Source organism: Actinacidiphila glaucinigra (assembly GCF_900188405.1).
Classification (GTDB): Bacteria; Actinomycetota; Actinomycetes; order Streptomycetales; family Streptomycetaceae; genus Actinacidiphila; species Actinacidiphila glaucinigra.
This window is the reverse complement of record NZ_FZOF01000010.1, coordinates 165,226-181,760: the sequence shown is the minus strand read 5'-3', so window position 1 is coordinate 181,760 and position 16,535 is coordinate 165,226. Positions and strand designations below refer to the sequence as shown.

15 protein-coding genes are annotated in these 16,535 nt (G+C 73.7%); 10 read left to right on the top strand and 5 right to left on the bottom strand.

What is annotated here, in order from left to right; genetic code table 11:
* Nucleotides 1-21 precede the first annotated feature (21 nt).
* Both CHF15_RS22125 and CHF15_RS22120 read left to right on the top strand, forming a co-directional pair.
* Nucleotides 22-816, top strand: coding sequence for an SDR family NAD(P)-dependent oxidoreductase (locus CHF15_RS22125; RefSeq protein ID WP_089225583.1), 795 nt, complete (start codon nt 22-24; stop codon nt 814-816).
* A 73-nt stretch (nt 817-889) separates the two neighbouring features.
* Complete coding sequence (locus CHF15_RS22120; RefSeq protein ID WP_089225582.1) at nt 890-1,348, top strand: GNAT family N-acetyltransferase; 459 nt, start codon at nt 890-892, stop codon at nt 1,346-1,348.
* A 39-nt stretch (nt 1,349-1,387) separates the two neighbouring features.
* Here CHF15_RS22120 and CHF15_RS22115 read toward each other — a convergent pair whose 3' ends face one another.
* The 4 genes from CHF15_RS22115 to CHF15_RS22100 form a co-directional block, all read right to left on the bottom strand.
* Nucleotides 1,388-2,083, bottom strand: coding sequence for a hemerythrin domain-containing protein (locus CHF15_RS22115; RefSeq protein ID WP_089225581.1), 696 nt, complete (start codon nt 2,081-2,083; stop codon nt 1,388-1,390).
* A 186-nt stretch (nt 2,084-2,269) separates the two neighbouring features.
* Nucleotides 2,270-3,013 (bottom strand): hypothetical protein, encoded by a 744-nt coding sequence (locus tag CHF15_RS22110; protein ID WP_089225580.1) that lies wholly within the window; start codon nt 3,011-3,013, stop codon nt 2,270-2,272.
* Nucleotides 3,014-3,080: 67 nt separating this feature from the next.
* A complete protein-coding gene (locus CHF15_RS45795; RefSeq protein ID WP_245938959.1) occupies nt 3,081-3,416 on the bottom strand; it encodes a membrane dipeptidase in 336 nt (111 codons plus the stop codon).
* Complete coding sequence (locus CHF15_RS22100) at nt 3,413-4,723, bottom strand: amidohydrolase family protein (protein ID WP_089225579.1); 1,311 nt, start codon at nt 4,721-4,723, stop codon at nt 3,413-3,415. Before CHF15_RS22100 ends, CHF15_RS45795 begins: the two co-directional genes overlap by 4 nt.
* A gap of 99 nt (nt 4,724-4,822) precedes the next feature.
* Here CHF15_RS22100 and CHF15_RS22095 point away from each other — a divergent pair, with 99 nt between their 5' ends.
* The 8 genes from CHF15_RS22095 to CHF15_RS22060 all read left to right on the top strand — a co-directional run bounded on the left by CHF15_RS22095 (nt 4,823) and on the right by CHF15_RS22060 (nt 13,104).
* On the top strand, nt 4,823-5,581 hold the full coding sequence (locus tag CHF15_RS22095; RefSeq protein WP_089225578.1) for an IclR family transcriptional regulator: 759 nt from the start codon (nt 4,823-4,825) through the stop codon (nt 5,579-5,581).
* The gene (locus CHF15_RS22090; protein WP_089225577.1) at nt 5,578-6,528 is read left to right on the top strand and encodes an ornithine cyclodeaminase family protein; all 951 of its coding nucleotides are present in this window, start codon (nt 5,578-5,580) and stop codon (nt 6,526-6,528) included. The genes CHF15_RS22095 and CHF15_RS22090 overlap by 4 nt, the downstream gene beginning before the upstream one ends.
* A 107-nt stretch (nt 6,529-6,635) precedes the next feature.
* Nucleotides 6,636-7,787, top strand: coding sequence for a CaiB/BaiF CoA transferase family protein (locus tag CHF15_RS22085; RefSeq protein WP_089225632.1), 1,152 nt, complete (start codon nt 6,636-6,638; stop codon nt 7,785-7,787).
* A 160-nt stretch (nt 7,788-7,947) separates the two neighbouring features.
* Nucleotides 7,948-9,846, top strand: coding sequence for an SMI1/KNR4 family protein (locus CHF15_RS22080; protein ID WP_089225576.1), 1,899 nt, complete (start codon nt 7,948-7,950; stop codon nt 9,844-9,846).
* Between the two features lie 152 nt (nt 9,847-9,998).
* Nucleotides 9,999-10,370 (top strand): hypothetical protein, encoded by a 372-nt coding sequence (locus tag CHF15_RS22075; RefSeq protein WP_089225575.1) that lies wholly within the window; start codon nt 9,999-10,001, stop codon nt 10,368-10,370.
* Nucleotides 10,371-10,635: 265 nt separating this feature from the next.
* On the top strand, nt 10,636-11,271 hold the full coding sequence (locus CHF15_RS22070) for a TetR/AcrR family transcriptional regulator (RefSeq protein WP_089225574.1): 636 nt from the start codon (nt 10,636-10,638) through the stop codon (nt 11,269-11,271).
* Entirely contained in the window at nt 11,268-12,629 is a 1,362-nt protein-coding gene (locus CHF15_RS22065) for an MFS transporter (RefSeq protein WP_179279903.1), read from the top strand. The genes CHF15_RS22070 and CHF15_RS22065 overlap by 4 nt, the downstream gene beginning before the upstream one ends.
* A gap of 37 nt (nt 12,630-12,666) precedes the next feature.
* Entirely contained in the window at nt 12,667-13,104 is a 438-nt protein-coding gene (locus CHF15_RS22060; RefSeq protein WP_245938958.1) for a hypothetical protein, read from the top strand.
* Between the two features lie 107 nt (nt 13,105-13,211).
* Here the strand turns inward: CHF15_RS22060 and CHF15_RS46420 are convergent, their stop codons facing one another.
* Nucleotides 13,212-16,484 (bottom strand): family 78 glycoside hydrolase catalytic domain, encoded by a 3,273-nt coding sequence (locus CHF15_RS46420; protein ID WP_089225573.1) that lies wholly within the window; start codon nt 16,482-16,484, stop codon nt 13,212-13,214.
* Nucleotides 16,485-16,535 lie beyond the last annotated feature (51 nt).

Below are 16,535 nucleotides of genomic sequence, written 5' to 3'. Positions count from 1 at the left end.
GGCTCGCCCCAGGGAGCGGACATGCGCATCGACCTCACCGGACGGACCGCCTTGGTGACGGCATCGACGCAGGGCATCGGAGCGGCCATCGCGGCCGGGCTCGCGCGTGCGGGCGCCCGCGTGGGCGTCAACGGCCGCGACCCGGAGCGGGTGGACCAGGCGCTCAAGGAGCTGCGGGACGAGCTGCCGGACGGGGAGTTCGTCGCCGTCGGAGCAGACGTGGCCACCGACGAGGGTGCCGAACGGGCCCGCGAGGCGTTCCCGGACGTCGACATCCTCGTCAACAACCTCGGCGTCTACGGCGCCAAGGACGCACTCGAGATCGACGACGCCGAATGGCGCCGGTACTTCGAGGTCAACGTCCTGTCCGCGGTCCGCCTCACGCGGATGTACATGCCGCGGATGCTGGAGCGGGACTGGGGCCGCGTCCAGTACATCTCCAGCGAGTCCGGCGTGGCGATCCCCGTCGAGATGGTCCAGTACGGCATGACCAAGACGGCCATGCTCGCCCTCGGCCGCGGCTTCGCCAAGAAGGCCGCGGGGTCGGGCGTGACGGTGAACTCGGTCCTGGTCGGCCCGACCCGTACCGCGGGCGTCGAGGAGTTCGTCCGGGGACTGGTCGGCGGCGAGCTGCCCTGGGAGGAGGCGCAGCGCGTCTTCATGCGCGAGCACCGCCCGCAGTCGCTGCTGCAACGCCTCATCGAGCCGGCGGAGATCGCCAACATGGTGGTGTACCTCAGCTCCGACCTCGCCTCGGCCACCACCGGCGGCGCCCTGCGCGTGGACGGCGGCTGCGTGGACGCGATCGTCCCCTGAGGCGACGTCAGCGGAGCCGCCACCGCGACGACGCGGCGGCGGGCGCTCCGCGCGGCACAGTAGCCTTGCGATCATGACGGACTGGGACCTGCGGCCGGCTGCGGCCACGGACGTCGAGGCGGTGGCGGAGCTGCGGGCCCTCGTCCTGCGGGACGACCTGGAACGGCTCGGGCGGTACGACCCGCACCGCGTGCGGCAGCGGCTGCGGGACGCCTTCGTGCCGGAGCACACCTGGGTCGTCGACGTGGACGGCGCCTTCGCCGGCTGTGTCGCCCTGCGGCCCGCGGGGGACGCGCGCTGGCTGGAGCACTTCTACCTGGCCCCGCGTCTGCAGGGCGGCGGCATCGGCACGGCCGTCCTGCGCGCGCTGCTCGACCAGTGCGACCGCGACGGTGTGCCGGTCCGGCTCAACGTGCTGCGCGGCAGTGCGGCGCGTCGGCTGTACGAGCGGCACGGGTTCACCGTCGGTTCCGAGGACGCGGTCGACGTGTTCATGGTGCGCGAGCCCCGTGCCGCCGTGTGCGGCGGTTGATGCCCGGCAGCCGCCCGGCGGCAGGCCCGGGCGTTCCGTTCAGCCGCGCCGTCCGACACGGGGCGGCGTGGCCGTGCCGTGCAGCTGCCTGGCGTAGGCGCGGTACCGGCGGCGGCACCGCATCGGCATGAGCACGCGGACACGCAGCGGCGCGCCCTTCAGGAGCCCCTTCATCACGGCGGGGTCGCCCTCGTAGAGGGTCATCCCGAACTGGAGGTCCAACCGGTCCGGGGACGTCCTGGACGTGCCGTGGCGCCCGAGTTCGGCCCACTCCGCGGCCGTGATGTGCTTCTCGGCCAACGGCAGGATCGACTCCTCCTCGAGCTGCATGTGCTCGAACGCGATGCGGTTCAGCCGGTCGGCGATCTCGGCGACCTCCTTCCCCCGCACGAGGTCACCGCTGACCCGCCAGCTCCGGACCGCCCCGGCGAGTTCGTCGCAGACGGCGTGCAATCGCTCGTGCTGCTCCTCCATCACGTGCACCAATGGGGCGAGTTCACCGCTCACCCGCTCCAGGAGCCGGGGCCACAACCCGATGTCCTCGCCTTCGTGGTGGCCGGTCAGCGCGGAGAGCATGATGTCGATGTGCTCGGCCACGATGCGGGTGCGCGTCAGGTCCCCGTCGGCGACGCCCCGCACGAGTGCGGGCGTGAGCCCGAACTCCCGCCGGAACATGGTGTGCACGACGTGCATCTCCTTGACGTTGGCCATCGGCACGGCGTTGTCGGTGCTCATCTGCTCTTCCTGGTGGGAAAACACGATCCGCGGCGGACCCCGGGGCGCGGTGCGGGCACGCGGCGGCGGCCCGGGAGTCAGATACTTGCCTCGTCAAGTACATACGCGCCCCGACGCGAATGTCAACCCGGTCCGGTCACACCCGAGCCCGGACCCCTCCCGGCCCCGGCACGGTCGGGGCCCCTGTCACGCCTCCCGCGGACGCATCAGCGCCAGGTCCTCGCCCCACGCGTCCAGCACAGCGCCGTGCCCGGCGCGGCGGGCCACCGCCTCGACGCGGGCGAAGAGCTCCCGCTGCGCGGACACGTCCCCCGTCGCCGAGACGGCGTCCGCGGCGTCGAGCAGCACACGGGTGTCCCAGCCGGGCAGCGGATACCGGGCGAGTTCCCACTCCAGGTACTTGTTGTACGGGCGGGGGCGCCGGTCGAGGGCGAAGAGCAGTTCCAACAGGAACCCGACGCTGTCGGCGGCGTCGAGCCGTGCCGCGAGCGCGTGTCCGTCGCGGTCGTTCTTGACCGAACGGTAGAGGGAGTTGGCGTAGGCGTCGAGCCACAGACCGGCGGCCCGGGACGCCTCGTCGGCGTCGAGGTGCGCTTTGGCGGCCACGATCCGGGCGACCTCTCCCCCGAGCCGGTCGAGCACGATCCGGGCGCGGGCGAGGGCGTAACGCTCGAACCCCGGCATTCCGACGGCGCGGAACTCCTCCAGGGAGACGATGACCAGGTCGAGTTCCGTGGTGCGGTGCCCGGCGAAGCGCCTGAGATCCGTCGTCGCGCCGTCGGCGATCACGACGTACAGGTCGTGGTCGGAGTGATCGGTGGTCATGCCCTCGTGAGCTCGTGAACCCTTGAGGACGAGGCCGACGACGGCGGGATCGGCCGCGGCGATCGCGACGAAGGCCTCGTAGGCGAGGGGCTGCTGTGAGGTCACCGTGCGCTCTCCCGGGGATGCGGTGGGCGTGCCGGGGCGCCCGCCCCGCCATCGGTCCCAGGGGAGGCTACGCCCAGACGCGGGAGGCGTAGGCCAGGAAGTTGCCGCCGAGGACCTTCTCGATGCGCTCGGAGCGGTAGCCGCGGCGTTCCAGCAGGCGGACGAGTTCGCGGAACTGGTCCACGCCGCGCAGGTCGACGACGAAGGGGTAGGTGTCCGCGCGCTCGCCCGCCGCGCCGACTCCCGCCTCGCGGCGCCGGGCGGCGTGTTCGGCGAGGGCGCGGGCGTCGATGGTGAGCTGGTCGCCGGAGGGGTTGAGGTGGGCGGCGGCCTCGGCGGAGGTGGGGGCGTTGGGGTTGTCCAGCTGACCCAGTGCGTTGACGATCACGGGCAGGCCGTTCACCGGCGGTCCTCGAACTCGGCGCGGTCGAAGCGGTGTCCGCGCTTGACGGTCAGCGTGACGCTGCGCAGGTTGCCGATGTCGCGCAGCGGATCCTCGTCCAGGACGGCGAAGTTGGCCAGTTTTCCGGGCTCGACGCTGCCCATGACGGCCTCGGCGCCGGCGGCGCGGGCGCCGATGAGCGTGGCGGAGCGGAGGACGTCCGCGGTGGGGATGCCGCAGCGTCCGGCGAGGAAGGCGAGTTCGTCGTGGAGGGCGGGGAAGGGCGCCCCGGGGGCGGTCTCGTGGTCGGTGCCGGTGGAGAGGGCGACGCCCGCCCGGTGGGCCTGGGCGGTGACGGCGGCGGCGAGTTCGCTGTTGGCGCGGGCCCGGGCGGCGTCCTCGGGGCCCTCGCCGGCCAGTTCGTCGCTCTCCCACATGGCGGCGGTGGCGTCCAGGACGGTGCCCCGCGCGCGCATGGCGGCGAAGAGCCGGTCCAGGTGCGGGTCGTCCCCCGCGGCGAAACGGGCGTGATCGACCGTGGGTTTGGCCTTGTAGCTGGTGAGCCCGTCGGGGGTGCCCTCGAAGGCGAGCAGGGTGACGTGGGAGACGGTGTCGACACCGGCGGCGACGACCTGGCCGGGGGTCGCGGGGAAGACGGTGGCGTGGGCCCAGACGGGGATGCCCTGACGGTGGGCCTCGGCGGTGACGGCGGCGACCAGGTCGGCGTCGAGGTCCGCGTAGACCTTGATCGCGGCGGCGTAGGTGCCGCGGGCCATGGCGACGGCCAGCGGCAGGTCGGTGGCGGTGGTGACGGCCTGCATCCACGGCACTTCGCCGGGCACGGCGCCCTGGGAGACCTGGTGGGTGCGCGGGTCGTCGAAGAAGCCGGGGCCGGCCATCAGGGCGGCGTAGCGGATGTCGGGGCCGGGGATCTCACCGACGAGGGTGGCGCGGGCGAGGTCGCCGATCTGCCGCAGGTCGTCGGCCATGTCCCGGACGGCGGTGATGCCGCTGTAGACGTGGCGGCGCAGTGCCGCCTCGGCCGCGGGGCGGTCGGGCGGGGTGGCGAGGTGCTGGTGGGTGTCGATCAGCCCGGGGATGACGAAGCGTCCGTCGAGGTCGAACACCTCGGCGTCGCCGGGGAGCCGGGAGGCGAGGTCGGCGTCGGGCGCGACCGCCGTGATCGTCTGTCCGTCGGTGACGATCGTGGTCCCGGACCGGGGCGGGCTGCCGGTGCCGTCGAAGAGGGTCGCGCCGCGGTAGACCGCGGCCGTGCCCGCGGCGGGCGCCGCGTAGGGAGTGGGGGCGCCCTGGGACTGGTCGGCCATGCTCACCTCGGCTGTTGCATACCACGTAACATCTGTATCGTCTGACGAAACGATCGGTACTGTACTGCAGCCGCCGCGGAACGAGAAGGAGTGGCCGCGATGCCCGAGGCCCCGCGTACCGCGGTGGACAAGGCGCTCGACCTGGTCGAGGCCGTCACCCGCGCGCCGCGTCCCGTCCGCCTGACGGATCTGGCCGGCGAGGTCGGCCTGCACCGCGCGACGGCCTACCGGATCCTGCTGGACCTGGTGCGCAGGGGCTGGGTGCTGCGGGCCGGGGACCGCTACCTGCCCGGCACCGCCGTGCTGCGGATGTCGGCCGCCGCGGCGGGGAACTCGCTGACCGCCCTGGCCCGCCCGGTGCTGCGGGACTTGTCCGACGTCACGGGGATGATGGTCAACCTGCAGGTGCTGGAGACCGACCGGGCGCGGGTGATCGACGTCGTCCGGCCGGAACGGCTCGCCATGATCAGCCACTTGCTGGGCGAGGCGCTGCCTGTGCACCGATTCGCGGGGCCGCTGGCACTGGTCGCGGCACTCGACCCGGCGGCCCGCGCCCCCTATCTGCGTCCCGCGGAGGACGACGGGTACCCGCTGGACGGGGACGCGGGGCTGCTGGCGGACATCGCGCGCACCGAGCGGACGGGGATCGCCGTGGAGCGCGGACGCAACGAGAAGCTGGTCTCCTCGATCAGCGGCGCCGTGACACCCGGCCCGGGCGCGCCCGTCTGCGCGCTGACCGTCGTCGGGCCGGACGCGGAGTTCGAGGAGGCCCGCCTGCCCGCCCTGGAGCAGGCGCTGCGCGACGCCGGCGAGCGGCTCCGGCGCATCCTGACCGATCCTCAGGGAGGTACGGCATGAACGGTGTCCTCGTCCTGGACCGGGCGCAGACCCGGGCCGCGCTCGACACGCGCCGCGTCGTGGACGCCGTGGCCACGGCCCTCGTCGCGATCAGCCGCGGCGAGGTGTCGGCGCCGCCGCGGATCGCGGCGCGCACCCCGGCCGGGCTGCTGGGCGCGATGCCGGGCCATGTGCCGGGGCTGGGCCTGGCGGCGAAGCTGGTGTCGGTCTTCGGCGATCCGGCGCGCCCCGGGCGCAGTGCGCACCGGGGCATGGTCGCGTTGTTCGACGAGCACGACGGACGCCCGCTGGCCCTGATGGACGCCGAGTCGCTGACGGCCGTGCGCACCGCCGCGGCGGCCACGCTCGGGGCGCGGGTGCTGGCCCGTCCGGGGGCGCTGCGCCACACCGTGGTCGGCACCGGGGCCCAGGCCCGCGCCCAGATCGCCCTGCTGGCGGAACTCCACCCGGCCGCGGAGGTCCTCGTGGCCGGCCGGGATGCCGGGGGCGCCCGCGAGGCCGCTGCCCTGCACCCCGGGGCGCGAGTGGCGGACGGCGTCGAGGCGGCCGTGGGCAGGGCCGACGTCGTCTTCTGCTGCACCGGGGCCACGCGTCCGGTCGTACGCCGCTCGTGGCTCGCGCCGGGCACGCACGTGAGCTCGGTCGGCGGCTCCCACGGGCCCGAGATCGACGCCGACACCGTCAGGGACGCCGCCCTGTTCGCCGAGTGGCCCGGCGCGGCGGGCTCCCCTCCCCCGGCCGGGGCCCATGAACTGCAGGGCCTCTCCCCCGGCCGCGAGGTCGTCCTGCTCGGCTCGGTGCTCGCCGGTGACCACCCCGGCCGCGGCGGGGGTGACGGGCTGACCCTCTTCAAGTCCACGGGGCACGCGGCGCTGGATGTGGCCGCCGCCCACGTCGTCCACGCCGTGGCCCGCGCGGAGGGACTGGGCACGACCGTGGACCTGTGAACGTTCCCGTCCGCACGCAGACCAGGAGCGCGACCTTGCAGCCATCACAGCAGCCCTCGCAGCAGCAGTCGGAGCGGCGGTCGGAGGGACAGACGGAACGGCAGCCGCTGGAGGGCGTCACCGTCGTCTCCGTGGAGCAGGCCGTCGCCGCGCCGTTCGCGACCCGTCAACTCGCGGACCTCGGCGCCCGGGTGATCAAGGTCGAGCGGTCGGGCGGCGACTTCGCGCGGGACTACGACAGGGCGGCCAGGGGCCAGTCGGCGTACTTCGTCTGGTGCAACCGCGGCAAGGAGAGCGTGGTCCTGGACCTCAAGCAGGACGCCGACCGGGCGCTGCTGGACCGGATCCTGGCCGAGGCCGACGTCTTCGTGCAGAACCTCGCCCCCGGCGCCGCCGAGCGGCTGGGCCTGGGGGCGGAGGCGCTGCGCGCGCGGCACCCGCGGCTGATCTGGTGCGGCGTGTCGGGTTACGGCGACGACGGCCCCTACGCGGCGAAGAAGGCGTTCGACCTGCTGGTGCAGTGCGAGTCGGGGCTCGTGTCGCTCACGGGCACGCCGGAGAGCCCTGCGCGGGCCGGGATCTCCATCGCCGACGTCGCGGCCGGGATGTACGCGTACACCGGTGTCCTGACCGCCCTGTACGAGCGTGAACGCACCGGCGAGGGCAGCGCCTTCGACGTGGCGATGCTCGACGCGCTCGGCGAGTGGCTGGGGCAGCCGCTCTTCCACGGCCTGTACGGGAGCGCGCCGCTGGCCCGCAGCGGCGCCCGGCATCCGTCGATCTCGCCGTACGGCCACTACCGTGCGGGCGACGGCGGGGAGGTCTTCATCAGCGTGCAGAGCGACCGGGACTGGGTCGCCCTGTGCGAGAAGGTGCTGGAGCGGCCCGAACTGGTCCGCGACCCGCGCTTCGCGGACAATCCGCTGCGCCACATCCACGACGACGAGCTCACCGCGATCATCGAGGAGCACTTCGCGGCCTTCGGGGCGGACGAGGCCCTGGAGCGCCTCGACGGCGCGGGGATCGCGACCGCGAGGCTGCGGTCGGTCGCGGAGTTCGCGGCCCATCCGCAGCTCGAAGTCCGCGACCGCTGGCGGGAGTTCGACACTCCTTCCGGCCCCCTGCGCGGGCTGCTGCCACCGGTGACGGTACGCGGACGCGAGGCCCTGATGGGGCCGGTGCCGGCGCTGGGCGAGCACACTGACGCCGTGCGCGCCGAGTTCTCCGGCGCGCGGGAGGGGGCGGAGGGCGGCCGGTGAGCGACCACGCGGCGATCCGCGGGCGGCACGAAGTCGCGCGGTCTCGGAGGCCACCGAACCCTCCCGACGCCCCGCCAACGGCATGACCCAGGTCTCCGACACCCGTACGGGACCGGAACCGGCAGAGGGCGTTGTCGGTGCCGCATGTCAGGATCGACGGGTGACGGACACCGACTTCGACTGGCGGTCCTTCCTCGCACGCTGGAGCGGGGAGTGGGCCGACGCCCAGGACCCCGACGCGTCTCCCCCCGATGACGAGGCGCACGCCCTGCGCGCACGCTGGCTGGGCTTCGCCCCCGCGAGCCCGGAACGCATAGCGGAGGCCGAGCGGCGGCTGGGGCGCCGGCTGCCGCCGTCCTACCGGGCGTTCCTGGAGGTGACGGACGGCTGGCGGCACGCGGGCGGGTTCGTCTCGCTGCTGGCCGGCACACAGGGGGCGCGCTGGTTCGAGGACGAGGTCGGCTTCGCGGAGCTCTATGAAGACGACCTGGACGAGGACTCGACGCCCGAGGAGGTGATGCGTGCCGGAATGTGGTCCCGGGCACTGCAGTTGGACGTGGAATCCGACATCACCTACGTCCTCATGGACCCGGGCGACGTCGACGAGGACGGGGAGTGGGCCGTCTCCCACTACAAGGGATGGTCCGGTGACCTCCCCGAACGCCACGCGTCGTTCCGGGAGTTCATGGAGGCCATGTACGCCGAGTTCCACCAGTTGTCGGTGCACGGGGGCGAGCGTTCCGGCCGGGAGTTCGTCAACGCCACGACCGAGGCGCTCGACGCGGACATCGAGACGGCCAGGAGCGATGCGCTGGCCGGACGGTACGCCCGGGCCGAGGCCGTCCTCGCGCGGGCCGAGGAGTTCGGCCGGCCACGGGCGAAGCCGCTGCTCGACCAGCTCCGGTGGATCCTGGGACGCCGTGACCTCGCGGACTTCGCGGGCCTGGCCCTGCACCCGGTGTACGGCGCCGAGTTGCTGCCGCTGCTGGCCATGGAGCACGTCCGCTCCTCGCACGACGAGGCGTCATGGGGTTTCCGGATGCGCGGCGCGACGGACGAGGCCCGCCGGGCGGGGGACGCCCTCGTGGAACGGACCCGCGACGGGGCGTTCCGGTACACCGCCGCCGGCGTGTTCGGACGTGCCGTGGACGAGGCGCGCGAGCACGCCCGCTGGGGCCGTACGGACACCGCGTGGCGCGTCCTGGCCCGTGCGCTCCCCGAGTGGACCCCGCTCGGACCGGACCACCTCGCCCCCGTCGGCCTGCTGGCGGACCCGGTTCTCGCTCCCGTCATCACGGAGGCACGCGGACGGCTGATCCTGTCGACCCCCCGTGCCGGTGAGCCGGGCGAGGCACCGGCCCCGGAGGCCGAAGCCGAACCGGACGGCCTGGCCTGGCTCGCCGCCCAGCCCGAGTACGAACGGGGGTACCGCTTCGTCCTGGTGGAGGGAGTGGCGCCCGCGGAGCTGCCGGCCCGCCTGGGCGACTCGGAGGGCGGCGGGCTCCAGGAACCGGTGATGCTTCAATCGTCGGCCATGTGGTGGGGCCGGTCGCACTCCTCGCACGAGGACAGGGCACTGGTGGCCGTCGGCAGCGCCGGGGACGGCTGGAGCTTCGCCTTCGACGGAAGGCCGGGCGGTTTCGCCGACCAGCGCTTCGTTTCCCCGGCGGCGGCCGCGTCCGGCACGGGCCGCGCGCTCGTCGTCTGGAGCGCCCCCGGTACACGGTTCGACGGGACGCCGGACGTGTTCCACCTGTCCATGGCCGAGGCCGGGGAGGAGCGATGGGCGTTCACGGTACGACCGACCCAGGTGCGCAGCAGCGGGCACGTCCCGGAGGCATTCGGGCCCGGGCGGCTGTTCACGCCGGAGGACTTCCACCGGGAGGGCGAACTGCGGGCGCTCCGCGCCGTGGCCGAGGAGTTCGGGGTGTCGCTGCCGCGCTTCGCGCTGACCCGGGGACGTCTGCACACCTTCCGGACCCGATCGTGGACACGCCCACCGGCTCCGGGCGAGACATACGTGACCCTCACCGTGACCGCGCACCGGAAAGAGGTGTGAGCGAACGTGCGGGTCGTACCACCCATGGCCGGCGCGGCCACCGCGACCGGCGATGCGCGCAAGCACAGTTCGGCGCTCTCGGCGCACATCGACAATGCCGTTCGGCTGAGGCAGCATGACAGCGACTCGTGGCGACAGGGCGGAGGCAGTGGGTGGCCGAACCGTCGCAGCCGTGGCTCGGGTTGGTGAAGGCCGGATCCGGCCTGGCAGCGCTCGCCCTCGGAGTCGCATCACAACTGCTCGCCACCATCAAGGATCTGGCCTTGCCCGGCGGCCTGGTGGCCCTGTCGCTGGCCGCCGCTGTCTGGGTGTCGAGCAAATGGGCCTCGGCCGCCGAGAATCATCCGCCGCTCAGGCCGGTGAACCGCGCGCTGCTCCTGTTCGGGGCAGCAGGTGTACTCGCGGGTCGGCTCTGGCTCGGCCCCGTCGCCACGGTGCCGTCCAGCTTCCTGCTGATCAGCGCCGGAGTCTGGTTCCTGACGGACGGAACCACCGACGTCATCGTCTTCCGGCGGCTGTCGTGACCGGGGACGGCCGACCGGGCTGCCCACGCGACAGGACGCCCGCAGATGAATCGCCACGCCTGGCGGTAAGTGGTCGGCGCGGGGGCGGTGGCCCGCGGAACCGGCCTTAAGCGCCGCTGCCGCCCGGCAGTTCTGGCGCGGACTCGGCGCGACGCCAGACCCGCTCGGCGCGCGCCCACTGTGGCTCCAGGGCGATGTGCCGCATCCGTCCGGACCAATTGCCGGGCGTAGACAGTGTCTACGCCCGGCTGGTAGACACTCCCCCATGACGGATGGCGGCTCCCTGCGGGAGCGACTTGTCGATGCCGGCGTGGACCTCGTGCTGGCCGGGGGCACCGCGTCGGTGGGGCTGCGCGAGATCGCCCGGCGTGCGGGGGTGTCGCACGGCGCTCCGCGGCGCCACTTCCCCACGCACGATTCCCTGCTGTCGGCGATCGCCCGGCGCGGCTTCGAGGACCTGCACGCGCGGTTCGCGACCGCGACCGCCGGCGCGGACGCACCGCGTGCCCAACTGGCGGCCGCCGCCCGCTCGTACGTCGGGTACGCGCTGGACCACCGCGGCATGTTCGAGTTGATGTTCCGACACGACCTGCTGGACGGCGCGCCGCAGGCGGACGGCGGCCCGCGGCTGCGGGAGACGTCACTGCCCCTGTTCCGGGCCATCGTCGACCTCGTCGTCCGGTGCCGGGCGGAGCAGGACGCAGCCACGGCCGCCGCCGCGCCGCCCGCCGCGGTGACGGCGGCGGCCCTCTGGTCGAATCTGCACGGTCTCGTCCAGCTGTGGACCTGGGGCAGTCTCCAGGTCGTCCTGGGCGCAGACGGCCCCGGCGCGGAGTCGCCGCACTACGAGCAGCTCGTCACGGCGGTCATCGACGCCCACCTCGGGCCGGTGCCCGCGTGATCTCTCCCGCGCGGCGGCGGCTCGCGCTCGCGGCGAGCGCCGCGGGCGCCGCGATCGTCGCCCTGGACGGCGGCGTCCTGCTGGTGGCACAGCCCAGCCTCCAGCGCGACCTGGGCGCGAGCGTGGCCGAGGTCCAGTGGACCAGCACCGGTTACCTGGTGGCGGTGGCGTCCCTGCTCGTGCTGTCGGGGCGGCTCGGGGACCGCTACGGCCACCGGCGCCTGCTCTGCGCCGGGGTGCTGGGTTTCGGGGCGGCGTCGGCCGGGATCGCCGTCGCGGGCAGCGTCGGCTGGGTCATCGCGCTGCGCGTGGCCCAGGGCGTGTTCGGTGCGCTCCTGCAGCCCGCGACGCTCGCGCTGCTGCGGCTGGCGTACCCCGAGGACCGGCTGGGAAGGCCGATCGCCGTTCGCACGAGCGCGCTCGCGGTGGCCGCGGGAGCCGGTCCCGTCCTCGGCGGACTCGTCGTCGCGCACCTGGGGTGGCGCGCCGTGTTCTGGATCAACGTCCCCGTCGCTCTCGCCATCGCCGCGCTCACGCTCGCCGTCCGGGTGCCGGCGCCGGAACGGCCGGCGGACGGCGGAGGGCGTGTCGGCCTGGGCGGCGCCGCCCTGCTCGCGATGGCGCTGGCGGCCCTCGTCCACGCGCTGGCGGGCATCCCGGAGCGCGGGTGGACAGGAACCGGGACACTGCTCGAACTCCTCGCCGCGGCCGGGGCCCTCGCGCTGCTCGTCGCGTACGAACGGCGTGCGAAGCACCCCAACGTGCCCCGTGCGGTGGCCCGTTCGGTGCCCGTGACGGCGTCCGTCGCAATCCTGCTGGTGACGACCGCGGGACTGTTCGGCACCCTGTTCCGGGCCACGTTCCACCTGCAGGACGCGCTGCGTCTCGATCCGCTGGCCACGGGCCTGAGGGTGCTCCCGCTGACGGCGCTCATGGTGCTCGGCGCACCCGTCGCCGGTGCCGCGCTGCGCCGGTACGGGCCGCGGCGTACCGCGGTCTGCGGCACGCTCCTGGTCGTCCTGGGCATCGCACTGCTGTCGCGGTCCGGGACGGGCGGTGCGTGGGCCGCCATGGCCGCCGCGTTCGCGGTGCTCGGCGCGGGCTTCGCGACCGTCATGGTGACGGCCACCGCCTCCGTCGTGGGCGACGCGCCGCCCGGGTACGCCGGGGTCGTCGGGGGCCTGAAGCAGACGGCCATGAACGTCGGGCCGACCCTGGGCATCGCGGTCGCGGCCGGGACGACGGGAACGGCGGGCGTGCCGGGCGCCACGATGGGCACCACCCTGCTCCTCCTCGCCGCGGTCGCCGCCCTGGGCCTGCTCCCGGCGTCACTGCTGCCCCGGCCCGCCAGGGCGTAGGCGGGGCCTGCTGCCCGCCGGCCGGGCGAGGTGGCTCATGCGCAGCGCTTCCCCCGGGCCGCCGGCTCTTGGATCGGACCGTGAGACCGTCGTGCTCGTGCTTGAACACTGGGCGATCGATGAAGACGAACCTGCGCGCGTGGAATCCGGGACGGTGGTGGAGATCCTCCGGTCGAGAATCGCCAGCATGCGGCTTGAGACGTGGCTGACCAGTTCGTCCGGGCGATTGCTGGCCTTCGTGACGAACACCGAGCGCGCGATGGTGATACTGCTCGAAGGAGAAGGGGATCCCGGCGAGCATGCCGTGGACCCGGAGGCTGTGGGATCCAGCGAAGGGTTCGTCCTGTCCAAGGGGCAACACGACGCGTACCCGGCCGAAGACACCGTCCCCCTCAGTGAGGCGTTCGGGCTCGTCAAGCACATCGTCGGCACCGGGTCCTGGCCGGCGAACGCGCCTAGGGTGATCGATCGCTGAGGTGCCCGCTGGGCCCCCCACCGCGAGCGCCAGGACCGCTGAACGCCGCCGCCCCGGCCGGCCGCATGGGGAGGTGCGGCCGGCCGGGGCGTGCCGTACCGGCCGGGTCAGGCGCCGGCGCGGTAGGTCGAGGTGAACGTCCAGTCGCCCGAGCCCACTTCGTAGACCCGCTCCCCGTCACCGGAGCGGACGAGGCGGGCGCCCTTCGGCGCGGCCACGTCGCCTGAGGTCACCGGCACGTGCACCTCGGCCGTGGTGCCCGCGGGCACGGTCAGCCGCAGCCGGTACGCGTCCCCGTCCAGGCGCCACGCGGTGCCGACCGTGCCGTAGGGGGTGCGGTACGAGCCGGAGGCGGAGGTGAGGCCGGCCACGAGGGCCGGGTCCACGAGGAGTTCGCGGTAGCCGATGGAGCCTGGCGCCTGCTGGATGCCCGCGAGGCGAGCGGTGAACCAGGCGTCGATGGCGCCGAGCATGAAGTGGTTCTGCGACTGGCCGGGCCCGCCGTCCCAGCTCTCGCCGAGCGTGGTGTTGCCGTGCAGCACCTGGTAGCCGTAGCTGGGGCTGGTGGTCTGGGTGGCGATCCGGCCGACGACGTCGTCGTGCCCGGTCTCCGAGAGCACCCGGAAGGCGGCGGGAAGCGAGATCTCCCCCAGGTTGAGGTGGTACCCGGCCGCCTCGACACCGGCGACGAAGTGGCCGAGCAACCGGTCGCGCTGGTCGGCGGGGACGGCGCCCATGTCGAGGGCGAGGGCCTCCGCTCCGTGCCCGCCGCCGCCGAAGGTTCCGGTCGCGGGGTCGTAGTACTTGTCCGCGAGGGCCTTGGCGGTGGCGTCGGCCTTGGCCCGGTACTCGGCCGCGGCGTCCTGGTCGCCCTGGAGTGCGGCGATGCGGCTCATCGCGTCCACGACGCGCCAGTAGCCGTAGGTGCCGGCCACCGCGCGGGGGAAGGTGGTGTCGGGGGTGAACCAGTCGCCGAGGCCGTAGTCGAGGATGCCGCCGGAGACCTTCTCCTCCAGGAAGGTCACGTACTTCCGCATCTGCGGGTAGTACGTGGCGAGGGTCTGCTCGTCGCCGTACGTGGTGTAGAGCTGCCACGGCACGAGGACGAAAGCACCGCCCCAGTTGGAGTCGTTGCGGTAACCGCCCGGCAGGGCCGTGTACTCCGGGGTGGTGGAGGTGATCAGGCCCTCGGGCGTCTGGCCGTCGGACATGTCACGGACGATCTTGCGGAGCTGGGACTCCATGTCGTAGTTCGCGGCGAGGGTGGGGAAGACGAGCTGGTTCTGCTCCAGCCAGCCGAGCTTCTCGCGGCTCGGGCAGTCGGTGAGGACGCTCATCATGTTGCCCTCGATGGAGCGGCGGATGATGGAGTGGATGCCGTTGACGAGGTCGTCGGAGCTGGTGAAGTCACCGGCCGAGGTGTTGTCGGTGTGCAGGACCTTGCCGCGGACGGTCACCGTGGCCCCGGCGGGCAGGCCCTTGAGCTCCAGGTAGCGGAAGCCGTGGTAGCCGTACTCGGGGTGCCAGGTCTCGGCTCCGGAGCCGCCGGTGGTGTAGCTGTCCCACAGGGGCCCGCCGACGTTGCTGATGGACTGGAAGGCGTGACCGTCCTTCAGGCTCTCGGCGGGCAGGATGCGGACGGTGGTGCCGGCGGGTGCCGTCACCGTGACCTCGGGCCAGCCGGCGATGTTCCTGCCCAGGTCGAAGACGCGGCTGCCCTCGGCGCCGGGCACCTCCTTGCCGGTGAGGGTCTCCACGACCCGGATCGGTTCGGTCTCACGGGCGCTGAGCGTGGCGGGCGCGTCGGCGGTGCCGGGGCCGGCGACGGTGACGGCCTCGTCCCAGCCGGCGCGGCTGCCGCGGGGCTCGTCCCAGTGCGGGACGGCGCGGCGCGCGTCGTAGTCCTCGCCGCCGTACCAGTTGGAGGAGGTGGTGGGGCCGAGCGTGGTGCGCCAGTCGTCGCCGCTGCCGATACGGCGGACGGTGCCGTCGGCGAGCGTGACCTCCAGCTGGGCGATCAGCTTGGGGTCGCTGATGTTTCCGTAGAGCTTGCGGTAGCGGTCCGCGGTGCTGACGACGTTGGAGATGCCGTTGCCGAGGGAGACGCCGACGGTGTTGCCGCCGGTGCGCAGCAGGTCGGTGACGTCGTAGGTGGCGTACTGGACGCGCTTGGTGAAGGTGGTGTTGGCGGGTTCGAGGACGGCGTCGCCGACCTGCCTGCCGTTGATGGTGGCGTCGTAGATGCCGAGGCCCGAGACGTACAGGCGGGCGCTGCGCACGTGCTTCGGCAGGGCGAAGTCCTTGGTGAACAGCGGCAGTCCGGACGGCAGCCAGGGCTTCGGCGGCTGCTGCCCGGTGACGGCGGCGGCCTGGGTGAAGGGCCCGGTGGGGGTGTCGGCGGTGGCGAGGGTGTAGTCGGTGGGGAAGCCGGGGACGCGGCCGTCGTCGGTGAGGACGTCGGCGCGGGGGTAGAGGGCGACCTCGTCGAAGGTCTTCGCGGACTTCAGGTCGAGGGTGAGCGTCACGGGCTGCTGTGCGACGTCCGGCCCGGTGTGCGCGGCGCTGGAATAGCCGGCGGCGGTCTGGAGGGCGCTGTTGGGCAGCCCGTCCACGGCGAGGGCCGGCTCCCAGGTCTTGCGGAGGGTGTTGGACTCCGAGGCGGTGACGGCGGCGCCCTTGGCGAGGCCGGTCGTGCCGGAGGCATCGTCGCGCACGTCGATCTCGCCGAGCTGCAGGCGCCAGGTGCGGTCGGGGAAGTTCTCCTGCAGGGGCAGGCCGAGGCGGGTGACGTCGAGGCGGAGGTAACGGGCGGTGGTACGGGGCAGTTTGACGACCACGGGGGTGATCTGGCGCTTGCCGAGCTGCCAGTCGGCGTTGGTGATCCAGTCGGCCTGCCAGTCGCCGCTCTTGGTGAGGCCGGTCTCGAAGGACGCGGGCGCGCTCCAGTCGGCGGCGTGGCCCGCGCCGTGCGAGCCCGTGGCGGACCAGAGCATGACGCGCCAGTAGACGCGGGTGCGGGAGCCGAGTTCCTTGCCCGCGTAGACGGTCCGCGGGACGTCGGAACCGACCTTGCCGGAGTCCCACAGGTCGGGGCGGCCCTGCCGGAGCCTGGTGGGCGAGGTCGCGGCCTGGACCCGGTAGGCGGTCTGGACGAGCCCCGCGGAGCGGCCGGTGAGGGCCCAGCTCAGTTCGGGGGTGGTGTCGTCGATGCCGAGGGCCTGGCTGAGCTTCTGGGTGCGCAGGGTGGTCGCGGTCAGCGACGCGGGGGCGCCGGCCTCCGCGGTGACGGCGGTGGGCAGGATCGTGACGAGCGCGGTGAGACCGGTCGCGACGGCGAGGGCCGGGCTGCGCCGGACTCCTCTGCGCGGGGGTCGGGGCATGCGGGTGCTCCTTGACGGCGGTTCGATGGGCGGGTGCTGCGGGTCGGGCGC

Coding starts and splice junctions, on each gene's coding strand:
- CHF15_RS22125 (WP_089225583.1), top strand. CDS start 22: ATGCGCATCGACCTCACCGGACGGACCGCCTTGGTGACGGCATCGACG.
- CHF15_RS22120 (WP_089225582.1), top strand. CDS start 890: ATGACGGACTGGGACCTGCGGCCGGCTGCGGCCACGGACGTCGAGGCG.
- CHF15_RS22115 (WP_089225581.1), bottom strand. CDS start 2,083: ATGAGCACCGACAACGCCGTGCCGATGGCCAACGTCAAGGAGATGCAC.
- CHF15_RS22100 (WP_089225579.1), bottom strand. CDS start 4,723: ATGGCCGACCAGTCCCAGGGCGCCCCCACTCCCTACGCGGCGCCCGCC.
- CHF15_RS22095 (WP_089225578.1), top strand. CDS start 4,823: ATGCCCGAGGCCCCGCGTACCGCGGTGGACAAGGCGCTCGACCTGGTC.
- CHF15_RS22090 (WP_089225577.1), top strand. CDS start 5,578: ATGAACGGTGTCCTCGTCCTGGACCGGGCGCAGACCCGGGCCGCGCTC.
- CHF15_RS22070 (WP_089225574.1), top strand. CDS start 10,636: ATGACGGATGGCGGCTCCCTGCGGGAGCGACTTGTCGATGCCGGCGTG.
- CHF15_RS22060 (WP_245938958.1), top strand. CDS start 12,667: ATGCGCAGCGCTTCCCCCGGGCCGCCGGCTCTTGGATCGGACCGTGAG.
- CHF15_RS46420 (WP_089225573.1), bottom strand. CDS start 16,484: ATGCCCCGACCCCCGCGCAGAGGAGTCCGGCGCAGCCCGGCCCTCGCC.